General features: G+C 31.4%; 13 protein-coding genes. 6 read left to right on the top strand and 7 right to left on the bottom strand.

Annotated elements, in window-relative coordinates:
* Nucleotides 1-8: 8 nt before the first annotated feature.
* Together PQ462_RS06460 and PQ462_RS06455 are read right to left on the bottom strand one after the other, a co-directional pair.
* Nucleotides 9-2,624: a gliding motility-associated C-terminal domain-containing protein gene (locus PQ462_RS06460; RefSeq protein WP_274252807.1), complete on the bottom strand. Its 2,616-nt coding sequence runs from the start codon at nt 2,622-2,624 to the stop codon at nt 9-11.
* Nucleotides 2,625-2,759: 135 nt separating this feature from the next.
* Nucleotides 2,760-4,094: a PDZ domain-containing protein gene (locus PQ462_RS06455; protein ID WP_274252806.1), complete on the bottom strand. Its 1,335-nt coding sequence runs from the start codon at nt 4,092-4,094 to the stop codon at nt 2,760-2,762.
* A 123-nt stretch (nt 4,095-4,217) separates the two neighbouring features.
* On the opposite strand from PQ462_RS06455, the gene PQ462_RS06450 reads away from it, so the two are divergent.
* The 6 genes from PQ462_RS06450 (at nt 4,218) to lgt (ending at nt 9,549) form a co-directional block, all read left to right on the top strand.
* Complete coding sequence (locus PQ462_RS06450) at nt 4,218-5,414, top strand: pyridoxal phosphate-dependent aminotransferase (RefSeq protein ID WP_012024337.1); 1,197 nt, start codon at nt 4,218-4,220, stop codon at nt 5,412-5,414.
* Between the two features lie 186 nt (nt 5,415-5,600).
* The gene (folE, locus tag PQ462_RS06445; protein ID WP_012024336.1) at nt 5,601-6,272 is read left to right on the top strand and encodes a GTP cyclohydrolase I FolE; all 672 of its coding nucleotides are present in this window, start codon (nt 5,601-5,603) and stop codon (nt 6,270-6,272) included.
* 84 nt (nt 6,273-6,356) lie between these two features.
* Nucleotides 6,357-6,725: a four helix bundle protein gene (locus PQ462_RS06440; protein WP_274252805.1), complete on the top strand. Its 369-nt coding sequence runs from the start codon at nt 6,357-6,359 to the stop codon at nt 6,723-6,725.
* A gap of 81 nt (nt 6,726-6,806) precedes the next feature.
* Nucleotides 6,807-8,285, top strand: coding sequence for a cysteine--tRNA ligase (cysS, locus tag PQ462_RS06435; RefSeq protein ID WP_274252804.1), 1,479 nt, complete (start codon nt 6,807-6,809; stop codon nt 8,283-8,285).
* 23 nt (nt 8,286-8,308) lie between these two features.
* Nucleotides 8,309-8,548 (top strand): membrane protein insertion efficiency factor YidD, encoded by a 240-nt coding sequence (yidD, locus tag PQ462_RS06430; protein ID WP_068843653.1) that lies wholly within the window; start codon nt 8,309-8,311, stop codon nt 8,546-8,548.
* 68 nt (nt 8,549-8,616) lie between these two features.
* A complete protein-coding gene (lgt, locus tag PQ462_RS06425) occupies nt 8,617-9,549 on the top strand; it encodes a prolipoprotein diacylglyceryl transferase (protein ID WP_012024332.1) in 933 nt (310 codons plus the stop codon).
* 191 nt (nt 9,550-9,740) lie between these two features.
* Here lgt and PQ462_RS06420 read toward each other — a convergent pair whose 3' ends face one another.
* The 5 genes from PQ462_RS06420 to PQ462_RS06400 all read right to left on the bottom strand — a co-directional run bounded on the left by PQ462_RS06420 (nt 9,741) and on the right by PQ462_RS06400 (nt 15,141).
* Nucleotides 9,741-9,896: a hypothetical protein gene (locus PQ462_RS06420; RefSeq protein WP_274252803.1), complete on the bottom strand. Its 156-nt coding sequence runs from the start codon at nt 9,894-9,896 to the stop codon at nt 9,741-9,743.
* Between the two features lie 556 nt (nt 9,897-10,452).
* Nucleotides 10,453-11,622 carry a hypothetical protein gene (locus PQ462_RS06415; protein WP_274252802.1) on the bottom strand — a complete coding sequence of 390 codons (1,170 nt, stop codon included), beginning with the start codon at nt 11,620-11,622 and terminating at the stop codon, nt 10,453-10,455.
* 3 nt (nt 11,623-11,625) lie between these two features.
* On the bottom strand, nt 11,626-12,798 hold the full coding sequence (locus PQ462_RS06410) for a hypothetical protein (RefSeq protein WP_274252801.1): 1,173 nt from the start codon (nt 12,796-12,798) through the stop codon (nt 11,626-11,628).
* A gap of 3 nt (nt 12,799-12,801) precedes the next feature.
* Nucleotides 12,802-13,971, bottom strand: coding sequence for a hypothetical protein (locus PQ462_RS06405; RefSeq protein ID WP_274252800.1), 1,170 nt, complete (start codon nt 13,969-13,971; stop codon nt 12,802-12,804).
* A gap of 3 nt (nt 13,972-13,974) precedes the next feature.
* Nucleotides 13,975-15,141: a hypothetical protein gene (locus PQ462_RS06400; protein ID WP_274252798.1), complete on the bottom strand. Its 1,167-nt coding sequence runs from the start codon at nt 15,139-15,141 to the stop codon at nt 13,975-13,977.
* Between the last annotated feature and the right edge of the window lie 13 nt (nt 15,142-15,154).

The raw sequence follows: 15,154 nt of genomic DNA, 5'->3' as shown, positions 1-15,154 counted from the left end.
GAAGAGATTTATCGATTTAAATAAAGACGGCCTTGTTTTGGCGGTTTGTTATCTTTATTAAAATGCAATACATAAAAATAAACTCCATTTGGCGCAATACCGCCGGCAATACCGCTCTTTTCGTAATTCATTCCGTCCCAGGCGGGTTTATTTTTATCTCCTTTATACATTCCGTTTCCGTATCTATTAAAAATTTCAAGTGTATAATCCGGATATAGAAATTCAATATCTTTAATAACAAATGAATCATTTATACCGTCTCCATTTGGTGAAAACCCATCGGGAATAAAAAAGTCATTCGGCACATTGTCACAATCTGTTAATGCAACAGTAACTTCAATATATTCTGAAGAAAAACAAGCCGAATTTGGAAAGTTAAATCCATAATACCTTCCCTGCTCAGTTAAACGAGTTGAAGCTGAAAGCAGATTGCCGTTATCAGGTGCATCATACCAGACTACTGTTGCTGGAATGTTGGTATTATTTGACAAATCTCCAATAGTTGGATTAGTTAGTCCGCAGAAATTCTGCCCGTCTGAATTTAGTACGGGAACGGGAGAATCGTTTATTGTAACCGGAACTTCTGCAGGCTCTGATGTACATCCAGCCACTGAAGTTTCTCTAACATAATAATTTCCAGATTGTAAAATTGTTGTGCCTGCAAGTGGCGTTGTCGCTGTTGCTGAATCATACCATTTATATTGGTTTCCCTTTGGAGTTAAGTTTTCTACCGCTGCTTCATCGACTTTACAAAAAGACAATGGACTAACAGTTGGTTTTACCGGAATTGGATGTATTATAAAACTATCTAAAACGTTGTTTAGATTGACATCGCAATTGGTGATATTATTTTTTAAATTCAAAACTGATATAATTGTAGATCCTGTGTTTAAAAGCAAGCCGACAGGTATTACAAAATCGGCTTTTCCGTTAGTGACAGACAAGGCAACAGATTCTAAAGTACTTAAATTACTATCCTGAAGCATATAGGACACTGTAACATCAGTCAACGTTCCTAATCCCGAAACGGTTACCGTAACCGGATCGTTTAAACAATAATCATTTACAACAACATTTACTGTTGCAGCATTGGGCAGAGGATTAATAATTAAGTCTCCTCTAATTGTGGCAGTATTTGTACAGCCGGTTGCTGTGTTTGTAATATTCGTAATAGTAATAGTTGATACACCGCTTTTTATATTTAAACTTCCCGGAACTATAAAACTTGAACTGCCGCCCGCAACTGTAATGTTTGCCGTTTGGCCTAATGCCGAATTATCTCCGCTTATATTGTACCGAATATTATAATTTCCGTCTCCTAAACGTAAGGCATTGGTAAGATGTACTAATGCATTTTTATTTTGGCATGTGGGTTCTGGAGTTAAAACAGCTCCCTCTAAATAAGGCAGCGTATGAATTTCTAAATCTGTAGTTAAATTATTTATGATGTTGCGGCAGGCTCCTTTACTATCTACAGCAACAATACCAGTAACGGTTACATGAAAAACTCCAACCTGTCGAAAGTAAGCAGAATTTACAGGAAAACTAAGTTTTCCGTTTACAAAAAATGCTTTTATTGTTTCTGTTCCGCCATTTGGTCCAGACACGTTAAATGTAACGCTGTACTCATTATCTGGTATTGCTTCTGCTCCCTGCGTAATTGTTGCTGAATAGGTTGCAGTGTTTATTTCATTTTCGCAAATATTTTTCTCAACTTCAATTTTGGCTCCGGTAAAATCTAATCTTTTTTCGAGTGTGATTATCATCGTTGTTGTTTTATCAGGGCAATTATCATTGTCTGATAAAACAGTATAATTATAAGCATACTCTCCAGGTCCGTATGTTGCAAATACTTGTTTAAGATTGACAACCGGATTTGAAGGAGAGGTTATGCCTCTGCCGCTCCATCTTCCATCAGGGTCCTGACCAGATAATAAGGTACTGACATCAAAAGCAGTATAACCATCTAAATCAGTGGTGCCGCACAAAAGCAAATCTCGACCTATTCCCGGTTGCGGTGCCCTGATAACAGTAAGTGTTATTGAAGTTGTTAATGGTGCTGTATCGCATCCGGGAACAGGCGGTACAGTATAAGAATATTGAAAATTACCATTCATGTTGGTTATAGTAAGCAATGGAGGAATAACATTACCTGAACTATCTCTCCATGTTCCATTAGTATGCGGACTAATTACTGTACTATTAAATGCAGAAAACAAATTATAGGTGTTTTCATCACTGCATTTTGTTGCATATGGAGCTGGAAATCCTTCGAATGCACCAATTGTAACCAAAACTTTTGCCGTATTCACAGTGCATCCCGCGCCAGGAGCTGTATATGTATATTGATAGGTTCCCCCAGCCCTAATAGCTTGGGCATTTAAGATTCCTGTTGTAGTACTCAAACCTCTGGAACCATCATCATCAGACCATGTTCCGCCGGGTACAGGACTTCCTCCTAAAAAAGAAAATAAAGAAACTGATCTATTTGAAATATCTTCGACGTTGCAAATCGTGACAGAACCATCACTACCAGCACATTGCGAATAAATTTTTGGAGATAAAGCCGTTAAAAAAACAAAAAACAATAAAAATTGTAAGAAATTAATGTAGTTTTTGACCATAAATTATTATTTTGGTTAAACATAATAAAATATGTGCTTACTTTCTAAAAAAACTTAATTTTCTTATTAATTTTTTAAATATATAGATATTAATATGTAAATATTTTTTCGTATCAAAAAATCATAAAAAAGAAACTACAATTCATCTTCAAGCTTAAATCTAAACTTTAAAATAAGACTGTTTCTTTCTACTTCTATCGTGATCCATATATCATGTTCAGATTTTAAAAGCTGGTTAATCTGCTGTAAAGAATATTTATAAGGTCTTTCATTGTTAATACTTACTATAATATCCCCTTTTTGTAAACCGCTTTTTTCAGCAGCAGAATTTTTTCTAATATTTACAATTTCATAAATTGGTTTTAAAGAAAATTTATATCTAAAATTTCCTCCGCTGCCATTATTATTTGCTGCCATTTCGGCCTCGCTCAATGATCCTGCAACCTTGACAGTTTCTAGATGAACTGTTTCCTGAACCCATTGTAAACCGTTGTGCTGAATTGTTATACCGCTTTTATTATAGATAAAAGGTTCTGAGAATTTATTGTTTTTTTTCAAATACAACTTCTGGTTCTTGTAGTCTAAAACAACTGTAAATCGTTTTAATACTTCGCCCCCTACTGAACCTATTCTATCCGGTACCATTTTTACATTTCGAATTGATGATGAATCCGGAAATGCTACTATTGGTTTTTTAAAATCAAATTCATCAATTGAAAACATTTTTATTCTGGCACGATGTCCTTCAATATCACCGCTGAAACCTTTTCCTAAAAAATCTGGAAAGTTCTTTTTTGGAAGCTTTATTTTATTGTTTTCAAAAATCCAGAAAGCATCACTATTACCTATATCAATCAGCAGTTTAGCTTTAATATCTACACTGTCTACTACGGCATTTGTATAAATATAAGGTTTCGATTTTTCGATTGTAATAGGAATAGATTTAAACTTATTGTTGAGTCTTCTCCTAATAGATTCATTGTCGGTATGAACCGTAATTTTCTTTTTTTCGTAATTAACCTCAATCAAATTATTCTTAAAAAATTTATAGCCTATAATGCCGTTAACCGGAATACCAATATGAGATGAAAGATTAAAACTCTGATCTAAAATTACAAACAGCATATGATTGTCTGATCGTAACCCGTGTGTTTCAAAAGTATTTTTTGTTGATTTTAAACCTTCAATTTCATTTTCAGATCCTAGCCCTCTAAGTTTGATTTTTTCGACATTATTAAATTTAACTTCCTGCATTTCATCCATACTAAACAAAATGGTTTCTTCGACACCTGAATCTAATAGAAAATTCAGTTCGATTCCGTTTACTTTTATTGGAATAAAAATGAGGTTGTTTATCAATTTAAAAGGGATTACAGCCTTTTTTTTATTGTTCTCAATAGTAAAACTATCTTGAGCTTTTAAGCAAAAAGGCAGCAATAAGCCAAAAAACAGGGCTATATATTTTTTCATTGGCAATATTTTATTATAAAATTAGCAAATATATTTATTATTGTTACATTTTTATAAGTACTCGTATTGTTTACGTTAATTTCGAAAAAAAAATGCAAATTTGCACTTCAATAATTTATACTCATGCCAACAATTTCTCAAAAGGGCAGAAACATGCCTGAATCACCGATACGCAAGCTGGCTCCTTATGCTGATTTAGCAAAGAAAAAAGGACACAAGGTGTATCACTTAAACATTGGTCAACCGGATATCAAGACACCGGAAGTGGCCATCGAGGCGGTAAAAAATATTGATTTGAGTATTATAGAATACAGTCCGTCTGCCGGATATGAAAGCTATAGAAAAAAATTAGCTCATTTTTACCAGCGCCAAAATGTAAACGTTAACACAGAAGACATCATTGTTACAACTGGTGGTTCTGAAGCCTTACTTTTTGCACTGGCCACAATTACAGATCCAGGAGATGAAATCATTATCCCGGAACCATTTTATGCTAATTATCATGCATTTGCATCTTCTACAAGTGCAACTGTAGTGCCTCTTGTTTCTACTATTGAAACGGCTTTTGCACTGCCAAGTATTGACGAAGTAGAAAAGTTAATTACGCCAAAAACAAAAGCTATTTTAATTTGTAATCCTGGTAATCCGACTGGATATTTATATTCTGAAACGGAAATTAAACAATTAGCAGAATTAATTAAAAAACACGATTTATATTTAATTGCTGACGAAGTTTACCGCGAATTTTTATACGATGGAGATGATGTGCATTTTTCTGTAATGAATCTGGAAGATGTACAGCAAAACGTAATCATGGTAGATTCTGTTTCTAAACGTTACAGTATGTGCGGTGCCAGAATTGGATGTTTGATTACTAAAAATAAAGATGTTCTGGCAACTGTTATGAAATTTGCTCAGGCGCGTTTAAGCCCGCCAACAATTGAGCAGATTGCCTGTGAAGCAGCAATTGATACGCCGCAAAGTTATTTTGACGAAGTAATTGGCGAATATAAAGAACGTCGTAACACCTTAATTTCTGAATTAAATAAAATTGAAGGTGTCATTGTAACGAAACCAAAAGGTGCTTTTTACTGTATTGCCCAGCTGCCAATTGAAGATTCTGATGATTTTGCTCAATGGCTTTTGGAAAGCTATAATTTAAACGGCGAAACTGTTATGATTGCACCCGCAAAAGGATTTTATTCTACTCCGGGAATGGGATTGAATCAGGTGCGAATTGCATACGTTTTAAACAAAAAAGATCTAATTACGGCAGTAAACATCTTAAAAGAGGCTTTACTAGTGTACAACAATAGATAAAACAAACTAAACTTAAACTCTCAAAAGACAATAACGATTCCTGTTATTGTCTTTTGTATTTTGGAACAATTTTAAATTATATCTAAAAAGGATCGATTAAATAATAAAAACGATAGAAAAGGTTTCCCATTTATTAATTATCTTTACCGCCTTAAAAAGATATACCCATTATAATAGTAGTTTTTAATGATAAATAACGAAGATTTTTTAGACGAAATAGGTGACAGTCATTTCAGCAGTAATGCAAAAAACCCTTTAAGAGAGGATGCTTTTGATATCACTGATGAAGAAAAAATAGAAAAAATTAAAAAAGATGTTGAAAACATTCTGCAGACTCTTGGAATGGATTTAACTGATGACAGCATAAAAGGTACTCCAAACCGAGTAGCTAAAATGTTTGTAAAAGAAATTTTTGGAGGTTTAAATCCTGCAAAACAGCCAAAAGCCTCAACTTTTGACAATAATTACAAATATGGCGAAATGCTGGTAGAAAAAAACATTACGGTTTATTCTACCTGTGAACACCACTTACTGCCAATTATAGGACGTGCGCACGTTGCTTATATTTCAAGCGGAAGAGTTATTGGTTTATCAAAAATGAACCGTATCGTTGAGTATTATGCTAAAAGACCTCAGGTACAAGAGCGTTTAACAATGCAGATTGTTCAGGAACTTCAAAAAGCTTTAGGAACAGAAGATGTAGCCTGCGTTATCGATGCAAAACACCTTTGTGTTAACTCAAGAGGAATCAAAGATATCGAAAGCAGTACTGTAACTTCTGAATTCGGCGGAAAATTCAAAGATCCTCAAACAAAAAGAGAATTTCTTGATTACATTAAACTAGATACACAATTTTAAATATTGGGTTAATCGTTTATTTGTTTAATCGTTTAATCGAAAACAGTTAAACAAATAAACGGTTAAACGATTTAACTTAAAAATATGTACGTTTTTTCATTTGAGAAACTTGAAGTTTGGCAGAATGCAAGAATGTTTATTTTGGATATTTATAAATTAACTGCTAAATTTCCATCAAATGAATTGTTCGGAATAACTTCTCAAATAAAAAGAAGCTCATCATCAATTGCGACTAATATTGCAGAAGGAACTTCGAGAAATACAAATAAAGATAAAGCTCATTTTTTAACGATCTCGTATTCATCAGCAATGGAAACTTTGAATCACTTAATTATTTCAAGAGATTTAAATTATGTATTATCCGAAGCTGAATATGTAGAATCTCGTGAAAAAATCGAAAAAATCTGTAACCAGATAAATAGTTTAAAAAAATATTATCTTACAAAAGAATAAAAACGATAAAACGTTTATACAGCAAAACGAACCAAACAATTAAACGGTTAAACAAATAAATGATTAAACATCAAAAAAAATATGCCACTATACAGCAGTCAGCCACTAAAAATATACAATTCACTTTCGGGTGAAAAAGAAAATTTCAAACCAATCCATGAAGGAAATGTTGGAATGTATGTTTGTGGACCAACGGTTTACAGCAATGTGCATTTAGGAAACGTAAGGACTTTTATGTCTTTTGACGTGATTTTCAGGTATTTTTTACACCTTGATTATAAAGTTCGTTACGTTCGAAATATTACTGATGTTGGTCATATTGTAGATGATGTTGATGAAGGAGAGGATAAAATTGCCAAAAAAGCACGTTTAGAGCAGTTAGAGCCAATGGAAGTTGTGCAGCGTTATACTGTTGACTTTCATGACATTTTAAAAGCTTTTAACTTTTTACCGCCAAGTATTGAACCAACTGCAACGGGACATATTATTGAACAAATCGAGATTATCAAAAAAATTATCGATACCGGAATTGGTTATGTAGCCAACGGATCTGTTTATTTTGATGTTGTAAAATATAACGAAACCAATAATTACGGCGTTTTAAGCGGCAGAAACATCGAAGATATGCTTGCGAATACCCGTGATCTTGACGGACAGTCAGACAAAAGAAATCCGCAGGATTTTGCACTTTGGAAAAAAGCAGAACCAGAACATATCATGAGATGGCCTTCGCCTTGGAGTGATGGTTTTCCTGGCTGGCACTTAGAATGTACTGCAATGAGTACTAAATATCTAGGGAATCATTTTGATATTCACGGCGGCGGAATGGATTTAAAATTCCCTCATCACGAATGTGAAATTGCTCAAAACGAAGCCTGCACAGGACAATCGCCGGTAAATTATTGGATGCACGCTAATATGCTTACGCTAAACGGGAAGAAAATGGCAAAATCTACCGGAAATAATATTTTACCGGGAGAAATTTTAAGCGGCGACAATACGATTTTAAGCAAAGCATTTTCAGCATCAGTAACCAGATTCTTTATGCTTCAGGCACATTACAGAAGTATTTTAGATTTTTCTGATGATGCAATTACTGCTGCCGAAAAAGGATACAAAAGATTAATGGAAGCTCTTGAAGCTTTACCAGCAATAAAAGCAGGTTCTTCCAGCTCTGTTGATTTTGCAGCATGGAAACAAGCTTGCTATGACGCCATGAATGATGATTTTAACACCCCAATTTTAATTGCACAATTATTTGAAGCTGTTCGTTATATCAATTTATTAAAAGAAGGAAAAGAAACTATTTCTGCCGAAGATTTAAAATCTTTTTCAACTGCCATTAATGCGTTTGTTTTTGACGTTTTAGGTTTAAGCGACGAGAAAGCTGCAGACAGCAATAACGATAAATTAGAAGGCGTTGTAAACATGCTTATCGGAATGAGAAATCAAGCCAGAGCAGATAAAAATTTCGCACTTTCTGACCAAATCCGCGATCAGTTAATTGCGCTTGGAATTCAGTTAAAAGACGGCAAAGAAGGAACAAGTTTCTCAATTTAAGAAAGAAAAAAATCTAATAAATCATGAAAGTCATTACGCCATTTGTTTTATTAGTACGCTTTTATCAAACTGCGATTTCACCTTTTACACCTGCTTCATGCCGATTTGAACCAACGTGTTCTACGTACATGATTCAGGCGCTGCAGACTCACGGATTATTTTACGGAGGCTATTTGGGAATGAAACGAATTTTAAGCTGTCATCCGTGGGGAAGAACAGGTTACGATCCCGTTCCAGAAAAGAAATGTTCACACAAACATTAACTTTTTATAAAGATTTGCTCCGCTTTTAATATCTATTTTTACAAAATATAATAAAAAAATTACCTTATATGACACATCCTTTAAACATCGTTTGGAATCCTTCAGAAGGAATTGATTTAGGATTTTTTATGATTCGCTATTACAGTTTAATGTTCGTAATTGCTTTTGGTTTAGGCTGGTACCTAATGAAAAAGATTTTCGAACGCGAAAATGAGCCAATCGACAAATTAGATTCATTATTTGTCTGGACTGTTTTAGCAACGTTAATTGGAGCTCGTTTAGGACATGTTATATTTTATGACTGGGAATATTTTAGAAATCATTTACTTGAGATCTTCTTGCCTTTCAAATTCGAACCAAAATTCGAATTCACAGGCTTTCAGGGATTAGCAAGTCACGGTGCAGCGATTGCTATTATACTGGCAATGTATTACTACAGCAAAATGATCTTAAAACGTCCGTTATTATGGATTTTAGACCGTGTAGTTATTCCGGTTGCCAGCGGTGCTATTTTTGTTCGTTTAGGAAACTTCATGAACTCAGAAATTATTGGCCACGAAACTACTTCTGCTTTTGGAATTCGTTTTTTACATGACCAGTTCAGCAAAGCAGAGGCTGTAAACGCAACACAAATTGCCAATCCAAAAGAGGCTTATAATGCCATTGCAACAAATCCAAAATTTGCTGATTTATTAGCACAGGTTCCTGCCAAACACCCAACTCAATTGTACGAAGCATTTTGCTATATTTTTGTCTTTGCTATTTTATTTTTCTTGTACTGGAAAACCAATGCAAGACTTAAATCAGGATACTTATTTGGATTGTTCCTGGTACTTTTATTTGTAGTTCGATTTATTGTAGAATTTGTAAAAGAAAGCCAGGGCGGTATCGAAGAAGAATTAGGCTTATTTTCAACAGGACAATGGTTAAGTATTCCTTTTATTATAATTGGTCTTTTCTTTATCATTAGAGCACAAAGAAATCCTTTAGCTGCTTCATAGTTTACAAAAGAAACTTTTAAAATAATAAAGTCCAGTATATTTATTTATACTGGACTTTTCTTTTATAGTAAATCTTAAAAGATATATTCCCTATTAACTTATTATCTACGGTAATTTTTAAAGCATAAAACAAACCTCTTTAATCTTAAAGATCAAAAAGGTTTTAAGTTTTAAAAACATAAATAAAACGATTATTCTACATCCAAATAGGGATTCAATATCTCCGCTAATTCATTAAGCCAATAGAAACTGTTTTCGAGTTTATTGATTTCTTGTTGAAGGGTTTCATTTTCCCTGATCAAACCTAGAGCAAGGACAAAATTAACTTGTCTGATTGCTTTTGCCATTTTTTCGGAATCGACTGTCGTGTTGAAAAAAGTGAGTAATCTTTTTTCAGTTTCTTGAAAGGGTGTTTGTACTCATAACTCTGTAATTTAAGGAAATATAAAACCCGTACAGCTACAGGTGTCCTACGCTTACAGAAGCGTTGCAGTTGTTTCCAATACCGCCACCATACCGCACGGGCAAAAGTTTTTTCGATTTCATGATTCTGTAATTTAGGACTGCAAATATATCAAAAAAACGCCAGCTTCAATAAGTGAGAAAAGTATTCTGTTTTGTAAAAAGACTTTTATTTTGAATGGTCATAAAATTAAAAACCCTCGACTTTAAATAAGTTCAAGGGTTTTAAAATTTTAATTATTTGCATTGGAGAATACTGGCGCGAGCATCTCGCTGATGAACACAATCTAAATTAATTTTACAAATTAATCTAAAACTAATTATCACGAACGAGACGGTCGTTAGCGGGGTATTGACTATTTTTTCATCATTTACTTTGTCTTTACAGCTTAAAAAAAATGTAAAAAAACAAACTAGTAGTAAGGCATCTTTTTTCATAATCTAGAAATCTTCACCTCTCTTAATTTTATCTACATCAATTTCATCAATAGTATCCTCTAAAACCTGTTTCATATTTTTAATACCGAAATAATTGTTCTTTACTATAATATCTTCTATTTCTGGATGCTGTATAAGCAAATCATATAATGCCCACCCTGCATTATTCCATAATTCAGGATTCTGTGATTTGTATTTGGTAATTGCAGGAACCTCAATACTTGCGATTATAGATACAATATGTGCCTTCTCAATATCATTAAACATTTTGGCGGGATCATCACTTCCATAAATCATATCCAAATCTTTACCATATAATGCATAGGCATAATTGTCTAATGCATAAATAAACCTATTATCTTTTGCTGTAGTATTATTTTTAACATAGTCTAAAAGACCTTGTCTGATACAAAAATTATTATTTAAATCTTTTGTAAAGAAAAATATTCCAATTTTCTCATCTTTAATAGGTACAGATTCATTAAACATACCATAATAATACTCTAATAATAATTTGTTTATTCTTGGCTCTTTATCATAACCTAAAGAAACAACCAAATCCATCAAAAAGTCTTTATCGTTAACCAAAAGCCAGTCTAAATCAACTTTGCTTTCATTAAACAAGTATTTGTTTCTTGCAATAATGTTATGAGGTATAGTGATTAAGTAACTATCATCCTTATTTATTTTAATAACATCTCTTAAAAATAACATAGGAATCATGAAATTATATTTATTAATAACGAATTGATTGTCTGTTAAATCAAAATCAAATTCATGTTCATTAAGGGTTTTATTGGTTCTATCTAAAGTATTTGCAAAAATTGTAGTAAAAGCATCGTATTCTTTAAATCTATTATCCTTTACCAAATCTTTTATCTTGTTTTCAAATTCACTACTTGATAATGTCTTATATCCTGCACTTTTCAATCCCTGCTCTACAAATGGAATAAGAATTAGAAGATCTTTTTCTGTAGGATGATAAGGATCGTCAGGGCGATAATCAATATAGTTTGCATTTTTCTGGAGCTTTATTAAGTTTTTTATTTCTGCAACATCAATATTTAAAGTATCTTTTTTTTGAATGTCGACTATTTTTTCATCATTTACTTTGTCTTTACAGTTTAAAAAAAATGTAAAAAAACAAAGTAGTAGTAAGGTTTCTTTTTTCATAATCTAGAAATCTTCTCCTCTTTTAATTTTATCTACATCAATTTCATCAATAGTATCTTCTAAAACCTGTTTCATATTCTTTATACCAAAATAATTATGTTTTACTATAATATCTTCTATTTCTGGATGTTCAACAAGTATATTATACAATGCTGAACCTGCATAATTCCATAATTGCGGGTTTTGTGGTTTGTATTTGGCAATTGCAGGAACCTCAATACTCGCTATTATAGATACTATATGAGCCTTCTCTACTGGATTAAACATTTTTAATGGATTATTAGTTCCATAAATACCATCTAGATCTTTGTCATACAAATGAAAAGTATAATCATCTAATGCATAGATAAACCTATTGTCATTTACAGTGGTATTGTTTTTAATATACTCTACAAGTCCTTTCCTCACTTGAAAATTATTTTCCCAATCTTTTGTAAACAAAAATGTTCCTATTTTCTCATTTTCAATAGGCCTAAAACCACTAAATGTTTTATAATACTCTTCTAAAACCATCTTGTTTATTCTAGGCTCTCTATCATATCCTAAATAAATCACTAAATTTTTTAAAAAATCCTGATCATTAACCAGAAGCCAATCTAAATCACCTTTACTGTTATTAAACAAATATTTGTTTCTCGCTACGACATAATGTGGTATCGTGACCGAATAACTATTGTCTTTTTTTATTTTTATAATATCTTGCAAGAACAAAATCGGAATCAAAAAATTATATTTTTTAATTGCAAATTGATTATCTGTATCAAATTCAAACTCATACTCATCTAATGATTGGTCTTTTTTATCAAAATCATTTGTAAAAATAGTCGTAAATGAATCATGATTCTTTATTTTAATTTTAGTGTCTTTTATTAAAGAATTTATTTTTTTATCAAATTGAGTATTAGAAATTGTTTTAAATCCTTGCCTTTTTAATTCCCTCTCAACAAAGGGAATTAGGAAAAGAAGATCTTTTTCTGTAGGGAGATAAGGATTATCTGGTCGGTAATCTATATAGTTTGCATTTTTCTGGAGCTTTATTAAGTTTTTTATTTCTGCAACATCAATATTTAAAGTATCTTTTTTTTGAATGTCGACTATTTTTTCATCATTTACTTTGTCTTTACAGCTTAAAAAAAATGTAAAAAAACAAAGTAGTAGTAAGACATGTTTTTTCATAATCTAGAAATCTTCACCTCTTTTAATTTTATCTACATCAATTTCATCAATAGTATCCTCTAAAACCTGCTTCATGTTCTTTATACCAAAATAATTATTCTTTACAATAATATCTTCAATTTCGGGATGCTCAACAAGCAAATCATATAATGCAGATCCCGCATTACTCCATAATCTAGGGTTTTCTGATTTATATTTCACAATTGCCGGTACTTCTATACTTGCAATTACAGAAGCAATATGAGCTTTTTCAACATCATTAAACATTTTAAAAGGATTTTTACTTCCAAATTCTTCTCCTAATTCTTTTTCATACAAAGCGAAACTATAATAATTTAAAGCATAAATAAATCTATTATCGTTTGCCTTAGTATTGTTTCTAACATAGTCTACCAGGCCTTGTCTGATACAAAAATTATTATTCAAATCTTTTGTAAAAAAAAATGTCCCTATAAGTTGTTTTTCAGTTGGTTGAGAGCCATTGTACATTTCATAATAATCTTCTAATAAAAGTTTGTTGATTCTAGGTTCTTTATCATAACCTAAAGAATTAACTAGGCTTTTTAAAAAATCCTGATCATTAACCATAAGCCAGTCTAAATCGGCTTGACTGTCATTGAACAAATATTTATTTCTTGCAACTATATAATGAGGGATACTAATTGAATAGCTATTATCTTTATTTATTTTTATAACATCTCTTAAAAACAACATTGGAATCATAAAATTATATTTTTTAACAACAAATTGATTATCTGTTAAGTCAAAATCAAATTCATGTTCATTGAGAGTTTCGGAAGTTCTATCCAATTTATTTACAAATACAGTAGTAAAAGCATTATATTTTTTTACTTTATTATCTTTTACTAAATCCTTTGCTCTGTTTTCAAATTCAGCATCTGATAAAGTCTTATATCCTGCATTTTTTAACCCTTGCTCTACAAATGGAATAATAGCAAGAAGATCTTTTTCTGTAGGTAAATAAGGATTATCTGGTCGATAATCTATATAGTTTGCATTTTTCTGGAGCTTTATTAAGTTTTTTATTTCTGCAACATCAATATTTAAAGTATCTTTTTTTTGAATGTCGACTATTTTTTCATCATTTACTTTGTCTTTACAGTTTAAAAAAAATGTAAAAAAACAAAGTAGTAGTAAGGTTTCTTTTTTCATAATCTAGAAATCTTCTCCTCTTTTAATTTTATCTACATCAATTTCATCAATAGTGTCCTCTAAAACCTGCTTTATGTTCTTTATACCAAAATAATTGTTTTTTATTATAATATCTTTTATTTCAGGATGTGCCACAAGAAGATTATAAAGTGCTGATACCACATTATTCCATAATTCCGGATTCTCTGATTTATACTTTGCAATTGCAGGAACCTCAATACTTGCAATTACAGCAACAATATGAGCTTTATCTACATCATTAAACATTTTAGCAGGATCATCGCTGCCATAAATTTTATTCAAATTATCGCCATATAAAGCATAAGAATAATCGTCTAAAGCATATAAAAGTCTATTATCATTTACAGTAGTATTATTTTTCACATAATCAATCAAACCTTGCCTAATACAAAAATTATTATTGAGATCTTTTGTAAAGAAAAATGCTCCTATTTTTTCTTTTTTAGAAGGCTTTGATGTACTAAGCATTTTATAATAATCTTCCAACAACAATTTATTTATTCGGGGTTCTTTATCATATCCTAAAGAATTAACTAAACTTTTTAAAAAATCCTGATCATTAACAAGAAGCCAGTCCAAATCAGATTTGCTGTCATTGAATAAATATTTATTTCTTGCAATTATATAATGAGGAACACTAATTGAATAACTATTATCTTTTTTAATTTTTATAACATCTTCCAAAAACAGCATTGGAGTCATAAAATTATATTTTTTAATAGCAAATTGATTATTTAAATCAAATTCAAATTCAAATTCATTTAATGTTTTATCCGTCCTATCCAGTTTATTTAAAAAAATTGTAGTAAAAGAATTGTAGTTTTTAGTTTTATTATCTTTTACAAGATTTCTTATTCTGCTTTCAAACTGATTACTTGGTAAAGTTTTATAGCCCGCTTTTTTTAATTCCTGCTCCACAAATGGAATAAGAATCAGAAGATCTTTTTCTGTAGGACGATAGGGATCGTCAGGTCGATAATCAATATAATTTGCATTTTTTTGAAGATGTATTAAATTTTTAATTTCTGTTAAATCAACATTTAAAATATCATTTTTTTGATTGATTATCACTTTTTCATTTTTTTCTTTTTCTTTACAGCTTAAAAAAAACACAAATAAGGAAAGCAATAATAAGGCATATTTTTTCATAAAATTTTAGGTT

The organism is Flavobacterium sp. KACC 22758 (assembly GCF_028736135.1).
Lineage (GTDB): Bacteria > Bacteroidota > Bacteroidia > Flavobacteriales > Flavobacteriaceae > Flavobacterium > Flavobacterium johnsoniae.
This window is presented reverse-complemented; position numbering and strand designations above follow the sequence as displayed.

Excerpts from the sequence above, each read along its gene's own strand:
- PQ462_RS06460 (WP_274252807.1), bottom strand. The coding sequence starts at position 2,624 with ATGGTCAAAAACTACATTAATTTCTTACAATTTTTATTGTTTTTTGTT.
- PQ462_RS06455 (WP_274252806.1), bottom strand. The coding sequence starts at position 4,094 with ATGAAAAAATATATAGCCCTGTTTTTTGGCTTATTGCTGCCTTTTTGC.
- PQ462_RS06450 (WP_012024337.1), top strand. The coding sequence starts at position 4,218 with ATGCCAACAATTTCTCAAAAGGGCAGAAACATGCCTGAATCACCGATA.
- folE (WP_012024336.1), top strand. The coding sequence starts at position 5,601 with ATGATAAATAACGAAGATTTTTTAGACGAAATAGGTGACAGTCATTTC.
- PQ462_RS06440 (WP_274252805.1), top strand. The coding sequence starts at position 6,357 with ATGTACGTTTTTTCATTTGAGAAACTTGAAGTTTGGCAGAATGCAAGA.
- cysS (WP_274252804.1), top strand. The coding sequence starts at position 6,807 with ATGCCACTATACAGCAGTCAGCCACTAAAAATATACAATTCACTTTCG.
- yidD (WP_068843653.1), top strand. The coding sequence starts at position 8,309 with ATGAAAGTCATTACGCCATTTGTTTTATTAGTACGCTTTTATCAAACT.
- lgt (WP_012024332.1), top strand. The coding sequence starts at position 8,617 with ATGACACATCCTTTAAACATCGTTTGGAATCCTTCAGAAGGAATTGAT.
- PQ462_RS06420 (WP_274252803.1), bottom strand. The coding sequence starts at position 9,896 with ATGGCAAAAGCAATCAGACAAGTTAATTTTGTCCTTGCTCTAGGTTTG.
- PQ462_RS06415 (WP_274252802.1), bottom strand. The coding sequence starts at position 11,622 with ATGAAAAAAGAAACCTTACTACTACTTTGTTTTTTTACATTTTTTTTA.
- PQ462_RS06410 (WP_274252801.1), bottom strand. The coding sequence starts at position 12,798 with ATGAAAAAACATGTCTTACTACTACTTTGTTTTTTTACATTTTTTTTA.
- PQ462_RS06405 (WP_274252800.1), bottom strand. The coding sequence starts at position 13,971 with ATGAAAAAAGAAACCTTACTACTACTTTGTTTTTTTACATTTTTTTTA.
- PQ462_RS06400 (WP_274252798.1), bottom strand. The coding sequence starts at position 15,141 with ATGAAAAAATATGCCTTATTATTGCTTTCCTTATTTGTGTTTTTTTTA.